Origin of the sequence: Methylotuvimicrobium alcaliphilum 20Z (assembly GCF_000968535.2) — a bacterium.
Classification (GTDB): Bacteria; Pseudomonadota; Gammaproteobacteria; order Methylococcales; family Methylomonadaceae; genus Methylotuvimicrobium; species Methylotuvimicrobium alcaliphilum.
Window position 1 is genome coordinate 4,383,535 of the sequence record NC_016112.1, and the last position, 15,575, is coordinate 4,399,109.

At 49.7% G+C, this 15,575-nt stretch carries 14 protein-coding genes; 6 read left to right on the forward strand and 8 right to left on the reverse strand.

Annotated elements, in window-relative coordinates:
- Window positions 1-42: 42 nt before the first annotated feature.
- The 4 genes from MEALZ_RS18635 to MEALZ_RS18645 form a co-directional block, all read right to left on the reverse strand.
- Window positions 43-273, reverse strand: coding sequence for a type II toxin-antitoxin system RelE/ParE family toxin (locus MEALZ_RS18635; RefSeq protein WP_223842392.1), 231 nt, complete (start codon window positions 271-273; stop codon window positions 43-45).
- Window positions 209-382 (reverse strand): type II toxin-antitoxin system RelE/ParE family toxin, encoded by a 174-nt coding sequence (locus MEALZ_RS23540; protein ID WP_014150211.1) that lies wholly within the window; start codon window positions 380-382, stop codon window positions 209-211. The genes MEALZ_RS18635 and MEALZ_RS23540 overlap by 65 nt, the downstream gene beginning before the upstream one ends.
- On the reverse strand, window positions 379-672 hold the full coding sequence (locus MEALZ_RS18640; RefSeq protein ID WP_223842390.1) for a ribbon-helix-helix domain-containing protein: 294 nt from the start codon (window positions 670-672) through the stop codon (window positions 379-381). Before MEALZ_RS18640 ends, MEALZ_RS23540 begins: the two co-directional genes overlap by 4 nt.
- Before the next feature lie 135 nt (window positions 673-807).
- Window positions 808-1,200: a thiol-disulfide oxidoreductase DCC family protein gene (locus tag MEALZ_RS18645; RefSeq protein WP_046061253.1), complete on the reverse strand. Its 393-nt coding sequence runs from the start codon at window positions 1,198-1,200 to the stop codon at window positions 808-810.
- A gap of 447 nt (window positions 1,201-1,647) precedes the next feature.
- Between MEALZ_RS18645 and MEALZ_RS18650 the strand changes: the two genes are divergently transcribed.
- Window positions 1,648-3,444: an assimilatory sulfite reductase (NADPH) flavoprotein subunit gene (locus MEALZ_RS18650; protein WP_014150214.1), complete on the forward strand. Its 1,797-nt coding sequence runs from the start codon at window positions 1,648-1,650 to the stop codon at window positions 3,442-3,444.
- Between the two features lie 13 nt (window positions 3,445-3,457).
- Entirely contained in the window at window positions 3,458-5,164 is a 1,707-nt protein-coding gene (gene cysI / locus MEALZ_RS18655; RefSeq protein ID WP_014150215.1) for an assimilatory sulfite reductase (NADPH) hemoprotein subunit, read from the forward strand.
- Window positions 5,165-5,359: 195 nt separating this feature from the next.
- Here cysI and MEALZ_RS18665 read toward each other — a convergent pair whose 3' ends face one another.
- From MEALZ_RS18665 to MEALZ_RS18680, 4 genes are all read right to left on the reverse strand, one after another.
- On the reverse strand, window positions 5,360-6,412 hold the full coding sequence (locus MEALZ_RS18665) for an MJ1255/VC2487 family glycosyltransferase (protein WP_014150216.1): 1,053 nt from the start codon (window positions 6,410-6,412) through the stop codon (window positions 5,360-5,362).
- Entirely contained in the window at window positions 6,409-6,936 is a 528-nt protein-coding gene (locus MEALZ_RS18670; RefSeq protein WP_014150217.1) for a phosphatase PAP2 family protein, read from the reverse strand. The genes MEALZ_RS18665 and MEALZ_RS18670 overlap by 4 nt, the downstream gene beginning before the upstream one ends.
- 178 nt (window positions 6,937-7,114) lie before the next feature.
- A complete protein-coding gene (locus tag MEALZ_RS18675; protein ID WP_084685536.1) occupies window positions 7,115-7,345 on the reverse strand; it encodes a hypothetical protein in 231 nt (76 codons plus the stop codon).
- Between the two features lie 3 nt (window positions 7,346-7,348).
- The gene (locus MEALZ_RS18680; RefSeq protein ID WP_014150218.1) at window positions 7,349-8,146 is read right to left on the reverse strand and encodes a UDP-2,3-diacylglucosamine diphosphatase; all 798 of its coding nucleotides are present in this window, start codon (window positions 8,144-8,146) and stop codon (window positions 7,349-7,351) included.
- Window positions 8,147-8,363: 217 nt separating this feature from the next.
- Between MEALZ_RS18680 and MEALZ_RS18685 the strand changes: the two genes are divergently transcribed.
- From MEALZ_RS18685 to MEALZ_RS18700, 4 genes are all read left to right on the forward strand, one after another.
- The gene (locus tag MEALZ_RS18685; protein WP_014150219.1) at window positions 8,364-9,224 is read left to right on the forward strand and encodes a DUF3014 domain-containing protein; all 861 of its coding nucleotides are present in this window, start codon (window positions 8,364-8,366) and stop codon (window positions 9,222-9,224) included.
- Between the two features lie 148 nt (window positions 9,225-9,372).
- Window positions 9,373-9,612 carry a hypothetical protein gene (locus MEALZ_RS18690; protein ID WP_014150220.1) on the forward strand — a complete coding sequence of 80 codons (240 nt, stop codon included), beginning with the start codon at window positions 9,373-9,375 and terminating at the stop codon, window positions 9,610-9,612.
- A 246-nt stretch (window positions 9,613-9,858) separates the two neighbouring features.
- Window positions 9,859-11,229 (forward strand): nucleotide 5'-monophosphate nucleosidase PpnN, encoded by a 1,371-nt coding sequence (ppnN, locus tag MEALZ_RS18695; protein ID WP_014150221.1) that lies wholly within the window; start codon window positions 9,859-9,861, stop codon window positions 11,227-11,229.
- Between the two features lie 360 nt (window positions 11,230-11,589).
- Window positions 11,590-14,601 carry a sensor domain-containing protein gene (locus MEALZ_RS18700; protein WP_014150222.1) on the forward strand — a complete coding sequence of 1,004 codons (3,012 nt, stop codon included), beginning with the start codon at window positions 11,590-11,592 and terminating at the stop codon, window positions 14,599-14,601.
- Window positions 14,602-15,575 lie beyond the last annotated feature (974 nt).

The following is a 15,575-nucleotide window of genomic DNA, read 5'->3' on the forward strand; positions in this document are numbered from 1 at the left end:
ATTGTGGGATCACGGGATTAAAAGGGATCGTGGGGGCAGGCCTTACAATTGACATTTACCCTTTTTTACTGCGTTATCTAACTGAAGAATCGTTTCAAAATCTCGTCCGCCATGGAAGATCCCAATAATCGATACGAAATCCTCACCCACTTCAAAAGCAATTGTGGTTCGTCTTTTGTAGTTTGGAATCCGAAGGCCAGGACGTATTTTATCGCGGCGGTTGCCACGGTGCGGAAAAAATCGATAATCCTTCACAATAGCTAACGATGGCATCGGTATATCGCTCTGCAATATTTGGTGATGCTTCGACAGCGAGATAGCGATAAAGCGAAGTCAGTTGCTCCTCTGCCTCTAGCGAGAAAATGACCTGATATGTTTTCAAACTTTTTTGGCGGTGGCAGCCTTATGTTCAGCAGCAAGCCTTGCCCGAGCCTGTTCCACTGAGACAGCCCTTGCAGGGTCGGCTTTCAGGGCATCATAGGCCGGTACGACTTGTTCCAAAAGCCAATTCTCTACTGCTCGGTCACGGGCCATAAGTACCCGCAATCCATCCCGAATCACTTCACTTTCTGTTGCATACTCCCCGGTAGCGACCTTAGATTTTATAACCTCGGCCATTTCTATAGGAAGCGTGATGCTAAGTTGTTTTTGGTACGCATAAGTGTTATCTATCTTAAGAACAGGATTAAATCCTACTCTATTGGATGGCCTGAATCAATTCACATATCGCTCATAGTTTGCAATTTATAGATTGAGTTCAGGGGCTCTATAGCGGACTAAAAAAGGTAAAAAAGGGGTCAGGTTGAATTAATTTTTTTCGTCGATGCGCCGTTTTCCGGTCAACGGCAGACGATAATAGGCGAATAGGCGGTAAGCGCATTCCATCAGAGGTAAGAGTCCAGGAAGTGTTTCGACCAAGACAGCCAACCGGCGATAATAGGGCAAACGCTTCCACAGAACCAAGAATGCACGCGCCCCGGTTTGCAACTGCCTGTTTTCGTCGATGACATGGATACGCTCCATCGCCTGTTTATAACTGATTCCGGCGCTATCGAGAGCTGCCTGGTCGCGGACTATATCAACCCATTCAATCGCGCCGTCTCGATCGAGTCTTTTCATCGCCTTAACTTCGGCTTTGCATATAGGGCAGTCGCCATCATGGAAACATCTAACTTTCGTTGAGAATTGTGGTGTCGTCATTATTTGTCCCGAAAAATCGCCAAACCTTGCTTCATCTATACCACGACGGCCAATAAATCAAAGCTAATTATACCGAGCGGAAGCTGGATTAATGTTCTCAACGGACGGAAACTAGCTTTAATGATAATTGCTGAGTAAAATACTTGGTTATTAGCGTCCGACTTAAAACTGAATCTGTTCAATCAGGGCCAAACGTTGACCCTAAACAGAGCAGTTGGCATGTGTTGTAGACCGTTCGTGCTGAGCCAAGTCGAAGCATGAAGGGTCTACAACACTTTCACCGGCTTGGTGAAGCCTCAAACCAGCCCTCACCCTTCGACAGGCTCAGGGCGAACGGCAGTTTGTGGCTCTCAACTGCTCTTTTTAGGTTGATAGATTTTTGTCGGTAGACATGGGACTTTTCAATAGTTAAAAACTATTCAGCCCTACTGTATAAGGAAAATATTTATGCGTGATACCTTCCCCGAACAAACTCAAACGCCGTTAGACGAGGAACGTTATCGGTTGTTCCGGCAGCTTTCATCCCTGTTAACGTCGGAACAAAAAGCCTGGGTAGCCGGTTATCTGACCGCGCAATTGTCATCGGCGGTAAGCACCACCGCCCATGAGGCAACAGCCGACGAAATCACCATTCTGGTCGGTTCGCAAACCGGCAACTGCGAAGAGCTGGCCGAACAAGTCCATGACTTAGCCGCCGAACGCGGGCTGCGAACCGTGATCAAGGACATGGGCGATTATAAGGCGCCGCAACTGAAGACTGAAAAGTATTTGCTGGTAATCGTAAGCACCTATGGCGAAGGCGATCCACCCGATAATGCTCGAGATCTCTATGACTTTTTATTCAGCAAACGGGCGCCCTCATTAAAACACACCCAATTCGCCGTGCTGGCGTTGGGCGATACCAGTTATGAATTTTTCTGCAAGACCGGCGCCGATTTCGATCAACGCCTGGAAGAACTTGGCGCCACGCGGCTGTTCGAGCGGGCCGATTGCGATGTCGATTACGAGACGGCGGCGGAAGACTGGATGACTTCGGTGCTGAACGTATTAAGCCAGCGTACGCTGAGTGTCTCTGAGGAAACGGGCCTGACGCCGGCCACGGCTAATACCGCCGCCCTATCTCCGTATTCACGTAAAAATCCATTCTCGGCCGTATTGTTGGATGACATCGTATTGAACGGGCGCGGCTCGAACAAGGAAACCCACCACTATGAATTGTCGCTGGAGGGTTCCGGTTTAAGCTATGAACCCGGCGATGCCCTGGGCATCTATCCTCGCAATGCGCCGGAGCTGGTCGAAGAACTGCTAGAAATCATGCACTTCAACGGGGATGACGCAGTCAGCAGCGACGGCAAGGCCCGTTCATTGTATGAAGTCCTACTTTACGACTATGAAATCACGACCTTGACCCGGCCGATGCTGCAAAAATATGCCGCTCTAAACGGCAACCCCAAGCTGGAAGGTCTGTTTGACGAGGCGCATAAGCAAGATCTAGCCGACTATTTGTATGGCCGCGAAATCATCGATTTGATCACCGATTTTCCCTGCGCCGATTTGAATCCGCAAGATTTCATCGATAGTCTGCGTAAATTGCCGCCGCGCCTTTATTCGATCGCCTCCAGCCTGAAACAACATCCCGATGAAGTGCATCTGACCGTTGCAACGGTCCGCTATCAAAGTCACGGCCGCCGCCGTCATGGTGTCTGCTCGACCTTCCTGGCCGACCGTATCGGCTCGGAAACTACGATACCGGTCTATGTTGATCACAACAAAAATTTCAAGTTGCCGAGCGACCCCAGTGCGCCGATCGTCATGATCGGTCCAGGCACCGGTATCGCGCCGTTCCGCGCCTTCGTTGAGGAACGCGAGGCCGTCGGCGCCAACGGCAAGAACTGGCTGTTTTTCGGCGATCAGCATTTCATGACCGACTTTCTCTATCAAAGCGAATGGCTGCGTTATCTAAAAAGCGGCTTGCTAACGCGGATGAACGTCGCCTTTTCTCGCGACCAGGCCGAGAAAGTCTATGTGCAACAGCGCATGCAGGAACACAGCCGCGACCTCTATGCCTGGCTGCAGGAAGGTGCCTATCTTTATGTCTGCGGCGACGAAAAACACATGGCTCGCGACGTGCACGAGACCCTGCTGGGTCTGGTCGAACGTGAAGGCGGCATGAACCGCGATGCGGCGGAACACTATGTGAAGACCTTACAGAAAGAAAAACGCTATCAGCGTGATATTTATTAACGAGGATACAAACATGACCGACGTGTCTGAGGAAGAATTGAACAAGCGTGTCGAAGTGGAACGCATCAAGGATGCCAGCAATTATCTGCGCGGCAGCCTGGTGGAAAGCCTGAATAACCCGTTGACCGGCGCGCTGACCGATAGCGATACCCAACTATCCAAGTTTCACGGCATTTATCAGCAGGACGACCGCGACCTGCGCGACGAGCGACGCAAGCAAAAGCTGGAACCGCATTATCAATTCATGGTTCGAGTCAGGGTCGCCGGCGGCATTTGCACGCCGGCGCAGTGGCTGGAGATGGACCGTATCGCCACTACCTGGTGCAACAACAGCATACGCCTGACCACGCGCCAGGCGCTGCAATTCCACGGCATCCTTAAACGCGACTTGAAACGTAGCATCGCTGAAATCAACGCCTCGCTGCTCGACACCATCGCCGCCTGCGGCGACGTCAACCGCAATGTCATGTGCAGCCCGGTGCCGGAACAATCCCGGCTGCACGGGGAAGCCTATGAATATGCCCGCCGCATCAACGATCACCTGACTCCGAGAACGACCGCCTATCATGAAATCTGGTTGGACGAAAAGCTGATCGATTCCAGCCGCCAGGACGAGGAACCGATCTACGGCAAACATTATCTGCCTCGTAAATTCAAGACCGCAATCGCGGTGCCGCCCGCCAACGATGTCGATATCTTCGCCAACGATCTAGGCTTCATTGCAATTGCCGAGAACGACCGTCTAGTCGGTTTCAATGTCACGGTCGGCGGCGGCATGAGCCTGACCCACGGAGAGCCGAACACCTATCCGCGTTTGGCCGACGTGATCGGCTACTGCCCCAAGCACAAGACACTGCAAGTCGCCGAAGAAATCGTCAAGATCCAGCGCGATTTCGGCGATAGAACCAACCGCAAGCATGCGCGGCTGAAATACACCATTGACGACCGCGGCGTCGACTGGTTCAAATTCGAATTGAATCGTCGCCTGGGCTGGCAACTGGAAGAGCCGAGAGAATACAAGTTCGAATATACGGGCGACCGCTACGGTTGGCTCAAGGGCGTCAACGACACCTGGGATTACACCGTTTTCATCCAGAACGGCCATATCGCCGACGACGATGCGCCGATCATGACCGGGCTGCGCGAAATCGCCAAGGTCCATGACGGCGACTTTCGGATTTCACCAAACCAGAACCTGATCATCGGCAAGGTCAGCGATCACAATAAACCGGTAATCGAATCGCTGCTGCGCCAATACGGTTTTATAGAACCGGGACAGCAAAGCGCGTTACGCTTGAATGCGATGGCCTGCGTCGCCTTTCCGACCTGCGGACTGGCGATGGCCGAAAGCGAACGTTATCTCCCGGCTTTCCTCGACAAACTGGAGCCGCTACTGCAAAGGCTTGGCCTGGAGAATGACCCGATTTTGCTGCGCATGACCGGCTGCCCGAACGGCTGCGCCCGCCCTTTTCTCGGTGAAATCGGCCTAGTCGGCAAGGCACCGGGCAAATACAATCTGTATTTAGGCGCCGGGTTCGAAGGTCAACGATTAAACAAGCTGTATCGGGAAAATATCAATGAGGAGCAGATTCTGACCGAATTGACGCCGTTACTGCAACATTATGCCGACGACCGTCAAGTCGGCGAACGTTTCGGCGACTTTGTAATCAGAAACGGCTATGTCGAAGCAATGATAGCGGGGCGCGATTTTCATCGTTGAATATCGAAGTCAAAACGCCAAAGCTTCGCTCAAAGCCATCGGCTGCCGAGCATCAATGGCTTCGACGATAACAAAAAGGGGTCAGGTTGAATTATTAATTTAACCTGACCCCTTTTTTGGACCCCTTTTTTGGTTTTGCTTTTTGCTTTTTTCAAATTGGCCGATGCGAATTGAGCGACAGAATGGCGCGCGTCATCAAATATCCGCATGCCGCTTGATCTGCAATACGTCAACGCTATCCCATACCGCTTCGGTAAATTTCATGTCCATTTGCGGCATGCCGTCTTTGATCCATTGCACGATAATTTTGGCGACATTCGGGTAGGTGATGTGTACTGCATGCCGATTGTGCAGCCAATTTTCAATGACGGCGACATCCATATTGAACATCGTATGGCCATAGCCGAGTTGTTCGAGCGCGGCGGCGTTGGAAATTTGTTCCATTTGCGCGTGCAGTGGTTTGGCGAGAATTTTTTTGCCTAGTTGCAGCGATTCGCTGGCCAGCTCGAAACCGGCATTACTGATGATGCCGGCGCTGTCGTATAAGTCTTTTTGAAATCCGTCACGCGATAGCGGCTTGCACAGAATATGAGGATATCTTGATTCGACCGGTTGCGGCGCGTAAATATGAAATTCGAAATTTTCGAACGGGCACAAATTCTTGATGACTTCGCTTTGATCTTCGAACGGCAAATAGACGATGATTTTATTGTTGACGATCGATTTCGGAAATTCCGGCGTTTCAATGATCGGCGGCAGGATCGGTTGACCGAAATGATGCCAATGCAAGCCGATGCCTTGGTCGGCCGGAGCGAAATATTTCATCACTTGGTCGGCGATCGGATCCGAGCCGGTCTTAGGGATTTTATGGTTGAACGCATATTGATGGCCGATACCGAGTACCGGAACTTTTTGCTTTTTGGCGGCCCAGGCCGTCACCGGCTCGAAGTCGCTGATGACCAAATCGTAACCCTTTAGATCCAGCGTATTGATATCTCTTATAAAACGAATCGGCCGGGCTTGCAATGCGGTTTTGAGGTAATTGACTTGGCCTTTTTCGGTGTTGAAGGTTAGTCCTTCTTTAAGCTGATAACCGTTGAACACCTCCATGTCGAAATATTTGTCGGCGGGACGGCCGCTGAATTGAAATGTGACATCGAAACCCTGGGCGTAAAGTTCTTTCGCCATGACTCTGGCACGGGTAATGTGTCCGTTACCCGTGCCCTGTACTCCATAAAATATCTTCATAGTGATAATAAGTAATCCAAGCTGAAAATTGCCGTGCCGACGCCTATTGCGGCCCCCATCAAGGTATCGGTCGGGAAATGCACTCCCAATACCACGCGTGAGAAAGCGACCGATGCCGCCCATAGATAAAGCGGAATCAATAAGACCGGTATGAAGAAACCAACTAAGGTCGCCATCATGAAGGCTGCGGAAGTGTGTCCGGAGGGAAAACTGAACTGATCCGAAGGGATAATGACGCTACGAAAATTTTCCAATGCCGCTTGCGGACGATTTCGTTTAAAACTATTTTTAAGAATGAAATAAATCGGACGTTCGATAAGAAACGCCAGGGCCATGGCTTTAAACAGCGGCGATTCGGCACCGCTTTCCCAATACAGCCACGCGGCCGCTAACACATAAAGTATGCCGTCGCCGGTTTTCGAAATATAACGGCATAGACGAACCAGGTGCGTATGGATGCTAACGTTATTCAGCCAGGTAAACATGAACACGTCGCATTTGTGGATCGAATAAATCAGTTTCATAGTCTTGCCCTCGATAGGTGCCATACGCGTCGACCGCGACAGCGTAAGGCGGTGAAAATCATCGATTTTCCATTTATGTTTTGCTCCTTAATTTCAGAGCGAAGCTTAAGGCTGCTCTGTGACAATTAGATGAAGATTTGTTTAAGATTTGATGACAGCAAGCCGAACTGAGATGGCATTAACGAACCTTGCGGCGTAGAGCGCGACCCTTGCGCCAGGCGTGTGAGCTATGGCGGTTTTTCTTGAAGAGTTTGATGACGGTGCGCTTGATTTTGTTCGATGCTTTAAGCATGATCGACAAGCCCACGACCATGGTCGGCAGACCAAGCGGAACCGGCAACGGAAAGAGGATGAGTCCGGCGACAAAGACAGTGCCGCCGACCGACATGAGAATGGTTTTTTTGAGCACCGATTATGCCGCTTGCGCAAGCCCGGTGTCTTCGCTGACGGCATCATCGAGCAATACATGGCTATCTTCGAGCCAGCGTACGATACTGAGCGTTCCGTGCTCGTCCTCGGTTAGCGCGGTGCAGCTTTCGACCCAATCGCCGCAATTGCAATAAGTTTTACCAAACTCCATCGTAGCAATATCGGCATGATGAATATGGCCGCAAATAATGCCGTCCACTTTGCGTTTTTGCGCCTCGAGGCTCAGAATGTGCTGATAATTAGTCATAAAGCTGACCACGTTTTTAACTTTGTGTTTTAAAAACGCGGATAAAGACCAATATTTGTAGCCCAATCGAGTACGGACGGCATTGAACCAGCGGTTGACCAGTAACAAGACTTCATAGGCTTCGCCGCCGATATAGGCTAGGCTTTTGTTATGACAAACGATGCTGTCGAATTCATCGCCGTGTAAAACCAAAAATTTACGGCCGTCTTCGGTAGTATGGACAGCATTCAGTTGAATATCGATGCCGTTGAAATGCATGCCTGCATGCTTGCGAAATACTTCGTCGTGGTTGCCCGGAATATAGATGACCCGGGTACCGTTTTGCGCTTTATTGATGATGCGCTGCACGATATCGCTATGCAGCATCGGCCAATAAGCGCCGGTTTTGAATTTCCAAAAATCGATGATGTCGCCGACCAAATACAGATAATCGGATTCGGTATGATCGAGAAAGTCGCGCAAATATTCGGCTTTACAACCCCGTGTGCCTAGATGCGTGTCGGATATCCAAATGGAACGGTAATGTAGTTTCATTGTAATAGATCCCAAAAGCGGTACATGGCGGCTAAACTACCGGGATAATGTTACAACTTGTTAACCGTTCGATGACGTTTCCATGAAAGGCGAAGGTTTTGATAGGCTAACCTCAAAAAACGTCTGATATTTGGGAGTTTCGAGTTGTGTTTGACGAAAACATGACCATACGAAGTATTCCTGAGATGAAAATACATAATGATAAAAGGGGAAAAACATGGGGTGCTATGATTTGTATCAACGAAGAAAACCGATCGGAATGATCGTTTTCTTGTTAATACTGCTGTTAATTATTGCCGGAGGCGCATGGCTATATTGGCGTTCGACGCAGACGATTGAATCTGAGGTAGGTTTAGAAACTTATGAGCTGCCGGTTCCCTCGGTAACAAAACTTGATGAGGCATTGGTGTCCAACGTTTTGTCGGATAACGAATTAAAAACAAATAGCGAACAAGCAGAAACAGAAGAAACGGAGCCTACAGCTATACCCAGTCTCAAAGAAAGCGACGACTTTATCAACGAAAAATTGACCGCGTTATCGCCTGAACTTGCCTACTGGTTGAGATCGGACGAGCAGATTCGTAAGATTATTCTGATTATCAACGACTTTTCTCAAGGCCAGCGCCTTCATAAGCATATGCGTTGGCTCAGCTTGGATGAACCGTTCATTGCCGAGGAAGACCAGCAAGGACTTTATCTTCCGTCCAAAAGTTATCAGCGTTATAACGCGTTCGCCGAAGCAATCGACTCGGTCAACGTCCATGATATTCTGGAGTTTTATCAAAAAGTCAGACCGCTTTGCCAAGAAGTCTTTGCACAATTCGGCTATCCGGACAGTTATCGGTTAGAGGATTTGATCAAAAAAGCAGGCGCCGAAATTTTATCGGCACCGGTCGTAGAAACGCGAATTGCGTTGATTAAACCGTCGGTACTATATCAATTTGCCGATAACGATATGGAAGCGCTCAGTCCCGTTCAAAAACAAATGCTCAGAATGGGGCCGCACAATACCCGTATCATTCAAAATAAATTGCGTTTATTGATCGAGGCCTTGATAAACATGGACGACACGAATTAAAAAATGGTAATTATTCACACCCCCTATCGTTCCCACGCTCCAGCGTGGGAACGATAATTGCCGGGGGACTGAATAGTTACAAAAAATGCGGGACTTAACCGATTAGCCTACGATAAACATTTCTTGATAACTAAATCCGATATAAACGATGACTGATTTATTACCTCATTTGCACATAGCCGGATTGGTTGTGCTAATTCTGATGGTTATTTTATGGACATTATTGCCGTTCGCCGTATTTGGTATCAAGGCGAAGCAAGACCAGCAAACGCGCATTTTGCGATCCGTTTTAAAAGAACTGCGCACGCTTAATGCCGAACAGACGCCACTTGAAAACGAAATACCCGAACAGGAAATTAGCTACGAAAATAAGCATAACGGTGACTGATTCGGTAAATTCGCGCCGCCTCTGATTTTTGGTATACCTATCGGACTTCAAATTTCGGCATTAGCGTATGAAGGCTCCGGGGTGTTAGGACGTCGATAGTCTCTTACCTAGCCTTGGGCGACACAGCCATTATACCCGTCGTAGATCAAAATTCGACCCCGGGGTGCCCGTCAAAGGCCCAGCACCTAAATTCCATAGCCCCTATGGGCTATATTTTAAGAACACCGCAATACATCCAAGGAAAATATGAAACAAGATGTCGTAGACGCAAGAATCTCTCCGGCCGGTCACTTGGCCGTTCTGTCCAAGACCGAAGTCAATAAATTACTCGATACCAGTCAAGGCGGGCTTTACCGCTTACTGCACAATTGTTCGCTAGCGGTGTTGAATTGCGGCAATTATATGGATGACGGCAAGGAACTGCTCGAACGCTACAAATCCTTTGAAATTCGTGTGCTTCAAGAAGAGCGAGGGATCAAACTTGAAGTGAAAGGAGCTCCGGCCACCGCATTCGTCGACGGTCATATGATCAAAGGCATCAAAGAACATTTGTTTGCCGTTTTGCGCGATATTATCTATGTCAGCGACGAGATCAACGATAACCCGAAATTCGATCTACAAAGCTCCGACGGCGTGACCAATTCGGTTTTTCATATACTGCGCAATGCCAATATCTTGAAAGCCGGCAAGCTGCCGCAATTGGTGGTTTGCTGGGGCGGTCATTCGATTTCGCGCGAGGAATACGATTATTCGAAAGTGGTCGGTTATCAAATGGGCTTGCGAGGACTGGATATTTGCACCGGCTGCGGACCCGGCGCGATGAAAGGGCCGATGAAAGGCGCAACGATCGGTCATGCCAAGCAGCGTATCGGAACCGGGCATTATATCGGTATTACCGAGCCGGGCATCATCGCCGCCGAAGCACCAAATCCGATCGTTAACGATTTGGTGATCATGCCGGATATCGAAAAACGGCTCGAAGCCTTCGTAAGAGCCGGCCACGGTATCGTCGTATTCCCGGGCGGAGTCGGCACGGCCGAGGAAATATTATATTTATTGGGTATTTTGCTGCACCCTGACAACAAGGACATTCCGTTTCCGTTAATCTTTACCGGACCGGCAGGTTCCGAGGAATATTACAAGCAAATCAACCGTTTTATAGGCGACACCCTAGGACTTGCCGCGCAACAACGTTACAAAATCATCATCGACGACCCGGCCAGGGTCGCGCGAGATATGAAAGAGGGTATGCAGCGGGTACGCGAATTTCGCCAGCAGCGCGAGGACGCATATTATTTCAACTGGGCCTTGCAAATCAGTCCTGAGTTTCAACAGCCATTCAACCCGACTCACAAAAACATGGCCGCCTTGCAATTGCATAAAGATCAAGAAAGCCATCATTTAGCGGCAAATTTGCGCCGGGTGTTTTCTGGCATAGTCTCCGGCAACGTTAAAGACGATGGAATTAGAGCGATAGAACAGCACGGCCATTTCGAGATTAAAGGCGATGCCGAAATCATGGGGCCGGTAGATGAATTGTTGAGCGCTTTTGTCAAGCAACAACGCATGAAGCTGCCCGGCAAGACTTATAAGCCGTGTTATCGCATCGTTAAATAAACCATCGAAGTTGCCTGATATACCCATCGTAGATCAAAATTCGGCACCGGGGTGTCCGTCAAAGGACGCCGTGAATACGTCCATGTAGGCTCTATGCCAGCTCCATGCTGGCAAAGCCTTTGTGAACGCCATGGATGGCGTGAATGTCGATTTTGCAGGAGCGAAAACCGACCGGACACCCCGGCGCCTCCTCGGGCACTGCCGAAATTTGAAGTATGAAAGGTATACCTTGTCTATGCTTCAGTTTTAGCGACTTGGATTGGCGCGAACGGTCTACAGCAAATTCTAAGCGCTCTTTTTAGGTTTAGAGAAAAAATACACGAAGCCGAAAAAATAACAATAACAATTGGGAACTCGTTTATGGATACCTTGCCGCCGCTCATTCAGGCACATATGACGGAAATCTATCTGGTTTACGGAATGGCCTTTTTATTCCTGGCCGCGGCGATTTATTTACAACCCAAAGATAATTCGGTTCTGCCTTTTTCGACAATACTGGTTTGGCTGGCTCGCTTCGGAATGTTGCATGGCATTAGGGAGCTTCAATGTGCCTGGGAGCTAATTGATGGCTCCTTAAATGAAAAAAACTCCTTGGTCGGAAACTTATTAAGCTTCGCTTCTTTTTATGCTTTGTTCGAATTCTCCCGGCGCTTTTGGCTGGTGCTTGCATGTAATTCCGAAAACAATCGACGCCGGTTAAAATACATCCGCTTATTTCCTGTTGTTTCCCTGCTAATTGCCGGGATAACGGCGGCGCTATCGCAAAATTACGCCGCTATATTCGACAGCGGCATTCGCTATTTGCTCGGTTTTCCCGGGGCGGCTTCGGCTGGCATTGCGTTTTTGGTTTACGAATACCGCAACCGACCGTATTTGAGTACACTCAAACTTAACTTTGCAATGCTGTTGGCCGGCTATAGTCTGGCTTTTTACAGTCTTTTTACCGGATTGGTCGTTAACGCTCCTTGGTTTGCGACACCAAGCCTTGCCGACGCCCGGATATTTTCGGAAACAACCGGAATTCCTATCGAGGCGTTGCGCACTTTGTGCGCTTTGGCCTTGGCGACGGCAACCGGCATCATGCTGTATCGGGTTAATGTCGAAAAACATCGTAGGGAGTTTCAAGCATCGGCGCAATTGGCCGATTTGAATGCCCGCTTGGAAACTACCATTGCCGCTCGCACTGCACAATTAGAGCGTGCGAATGAAAAATTGCAACAGGAAGTCGAGGAGCGGCGACATATCGAAGAATCGCTTCGGCAAAGCCAAGAAAACTTGAATCGTGCGCAAAGTGTTGCCCATATCGGAAGTTGGTATTTAAATCAGGCCGATAACGGTTTGGAATGGTCGCCCGAGACTTATCGGATATTCGGCGTGCCGCCGGGCATGCCGTTGACTTATGAAGAATTTTTGGAGCGCGTGCACGAGGAAGATCGAGCGTTTGTCGATCGAGCTTGGCAAACCGCTTTAAAAGGGGCCGAGTACAATATTGAACATCGAGCATTGATCGACGGCAAGGTCAAATGGTTACGCGAACGGGCCGAATTGGAATTCGATCGGCAACGAAAAATGATTGGCGCAGTCGGTACCGTGCAAGACATTACCGAATTGAAACAAGCCGAATTGGCCCTTCAACAATCCTTCGAAGATTTGAGCCGCGCCGAACAAAAACAACGGGAGTTACGCATCGTGGCCGAAGCCGAACAAGGCCGGATGGCGGCATTGTTGTCGGCGATGAGCATCGGCATTTTGTTCGAAGACAAGGCCGGCTCCATCGAATACGTTAATCTTGCCTTTCGCCGAATGTGGGCCATAGAAGACGATTTGGATCCGGTCGGACAATCGACTCAATTCGTATTGGAAAATTCGACGCACCGGTTCGCGCGGCCCGATCATGCCTCCAAATACGTGTTGAAAGTCCTGGATACGCATGAAATCAGCGAACGTTTCGAACTGGATCTCTACGACGGCCGCATTCTGACGCAAGTTTCTTATCCGGTGACCGATACCGAGGGGCGAATTTTAGGCCGTTTGTGGATTTATGAAGACATTACCCACGAGCGGCAAACCGCTCAGCAATTGCTTTATTTAGCCGAACACGATGCGTTAACCGGACTTTACAATCGACACCGTTTTCAAGAACAGCTCGATCACATGATTGCGATGGCGCGCCGCAATCACGATAAATTCGCGTTGATTTATTTCGATTTGGATGAATTTAAATACATTAACGATAACTTCGGCCATAGAGCCGGCGATACCGTGCTAGTTCGGATAGCCGGGGAAATTTCGGTGGTTTTGCGCGAGGTTGAGATATTCGCGCGTTTGGGCGGCGACGAGTTTGCGATATTAAGCTATCTACATCCGCAAAACGACATTTCGGTGTTGCCGAATCGGATTAATCAAGCTGTCGCGTCGATCCCGTTCCGGTTTCGGGGCACCAATATTCGTCTGACGACCAGTGTCGGGTTGGCTTTCTTTCCGGAGCACGGAGAAACGGTCGAAGATTTGGTGGCCCATGCCGATACCGCGATGTATCAGGCCAAAGCCAATGGAAAAAACACTTGGGCCGTTTACGATCCCAAGAGGGACGACTCCGGCGCGGCAATGGAAAGAATGTCTTGGCGTCAACGCATCGAACAGGCTTTACGGCAAGATTTGTTGGAATTGCATTTTCAAGGCATCTATCGAGTCGATAACGGTCAACTCTGTCATTTCGAAGTGCTGGTTCGCATGCGCGATCCGCAACATCCCGAGCAATTAGTCATGCCCGGCCAATTTATCCCAATCGCCGAAAATAGCGGGCAAATACTGGAAATCGACCGCTGGGTTTTACGGAGCAGTATTGCCTTATTAAGCGAAAATTCCATTTTACCGTCCTTGGCGGTCAATATTTCCGGACGTTCGTTCGACGACCCCGAATTGCCGCAATTTATCCGCGCTTGCTTGGAAGAAAACCGAGTCGATGCGAACCGCTTGATCATCGAGTTAACCGAAACCGCTGCGGTTTCGGATATCCGCGATGCACAGCGCTTTATCGAGGGCATTCGCCAAGCGGGGTGCACGGTTTGCCTGGACGATTTCGGCAGCGGTTTTTCCACTTTTGCTTACTTAAAATATCTCGAAGTCGATATTTTAAAAATCGACGGCATGTTCATTCGTGATTTGCCGAATAACCGAGAGAATCAAATATTTGTCAAAGCAATGGTCGGTATCGCAAAAGGTATGCACAAAACGGTCTTAGCAGAATTTGTCGAGGACGCGGCAACTCTGCAGATGCTCAAGGAACTCGGCATCGATTTGGCCCAAGGCTATCATTTAGGCCGGCCCAGCGCCGATTACGGAAAATTCATCGAAAATCGCGCGACTTGACGGTGCTTTGACCGGCCTAGTTTCGTTTGTCAAAGCATAAGCATCTACACAAGTCGTTAACCCTGCAGGGATTGCGCGTATCCCGCAGGTATGGCGGATTCGTCGTTATACATAAATTGTGGGTATGCAGCTTGGGTAACAGCATACCCGGGAACGGTGCTGTTTGATAAACCTGCGGATATTGAATATCAGTGGCTCCGAAATCGCGATCTGGGGATCGCTCCCACAGAGCATCCGGCCCCTTGATAGGGGTAGGGAAGATTTCTCTCCCCTCCCTCCGAACCGTGCATGCGGTTCTCCCGCACACGGCTCTCCAGTCGGTGGTTTCCTCATCGGGACAAGCTGGTGAGCAATGGTGTTATTAATTGGTGAACCCCATTACTCCGCGTTACCACGTCAGCCCGCAAACTCGGTTTGATTCGTTACCTTCGGCTCCCTTCAACGGCTGAGCCTCTTTAAGCCTTTTACCTGAGGTTGGCTTAATGGCCGTGACACCGAACGCTACCTCGTTTCCACCTTCCTACCCTTCTTTCCTATGGCCGGTTTTGCTAGCCGGCTTTTACCATCTTTTCCCCTCTCGGTTTAGGCTCGTGTTTGTTTTCTCTGTTTCCGCCTGGTTTCCCAGCGGTGCCACACTGTCCTCGCCTTGCCTTGAGCTTCCTCGACTTACGGTAATATAAGGGTTCTGACTCCTGCCACGGTCACCTCCGTAACAGGTCTCCCCAGTTTCTTCACAATACCTTCTGAACATTCCACTCCCAACCACAAGGTAGGCCCATTTATCGTTTTATCTGCCACAACAACGTAAATGATGGTTTTCAGGCTTCGTCGACTCCCAGGGGACTCGCCGCCTTACCCCGCCGAATCGGATTCGCTTTACTGCGGACTGCTCTTTTGCCTCCAGTTGCTCTCCACCCCACCTCGCGGTGACGCAGTTACTTTCAGCTACGACGTTATGGCTTACGCCGACAGGG

Excerpts from the sequence above, each read along its gene's own strand:
- MEALZ_RS18635 (WP_223842392.1), bottom strand. The coding sequence starts at position 273 with ATGCCATCGTTAGCTATTGTGAAGGATTATCGATTTTTTCCGCACCGT.
- MEALZ_RS18645 (WP_046061253.1), bottom strand. The coding sequence starts at position 1,200 with ATGACGACACCACAATTCTCAACGAAAGTTAGATGTTTCCATGATGGC.
- MEALZ_RS18650 (WP_014150214.1), top strand. The coding sequence starts at position 1,648 with ATGCGTGATACCTTCCCCGAACAAACTCAAACGCCGTTAGACGAGGAA.
- cysI (WP_014150215.1), top strand. The coding sequence starts at position 3,458 with ATGACCGACGTGTCTGAGGAAGAATTGAACAAGCGTGTCGAAGTGGAA.
- MEALZ_RS18665 (WP_014150216.1), bottom strand. The coding sequence starts at position 6,412 with ATGAAGATATTTTATGGAGTACAGGGCACGGGTAACGGACACATTACC.
- MEALZ_RS18670 (WP_014150217.1), bottom strand. The coding sequence starts at position 6,936 with ATGAAACTGATTTATTCGATCCACAAATGCGACGTGTTCATGTTTACC.
- MEALZ_RS18680 (WP_014150218.1), bottom strand. The coding sequence starts at position 8,146 with ATGAAACTACATTACCGTTCCATTTGGATATCCGACACGCATCTAGGC.
- MEALZ_RS18685 (WP_014150219.1), top strand. The coding sequence starts at position 8,364 with ATGGGGTGCTATGATTTGTATCAACGAAGAAAACCGATCGGAATGATC.
- MEALZ_RS18690 (WP_014150220.1), top strand. The coding sequence starts at position 9,373 with ATGACTGATTTATTACCTCATTTGCACATAGCCGGATTGGTTGTGCTA.
- ppnN (WP_014150221.1), top strand. The coding sequence starts at position 9,859 with ATGAAACAAGATGTCGTAGACGCAAGAATCTCTCCGGCCGGTCACTTG.
- MEALZ_RS18700 (WP_014150222.1), top strand. The coding sequence starts at position 11,590 with ATGGATACCTTGCCGCCGCTCATTCAGGCACATATGACGGAAATCTAT.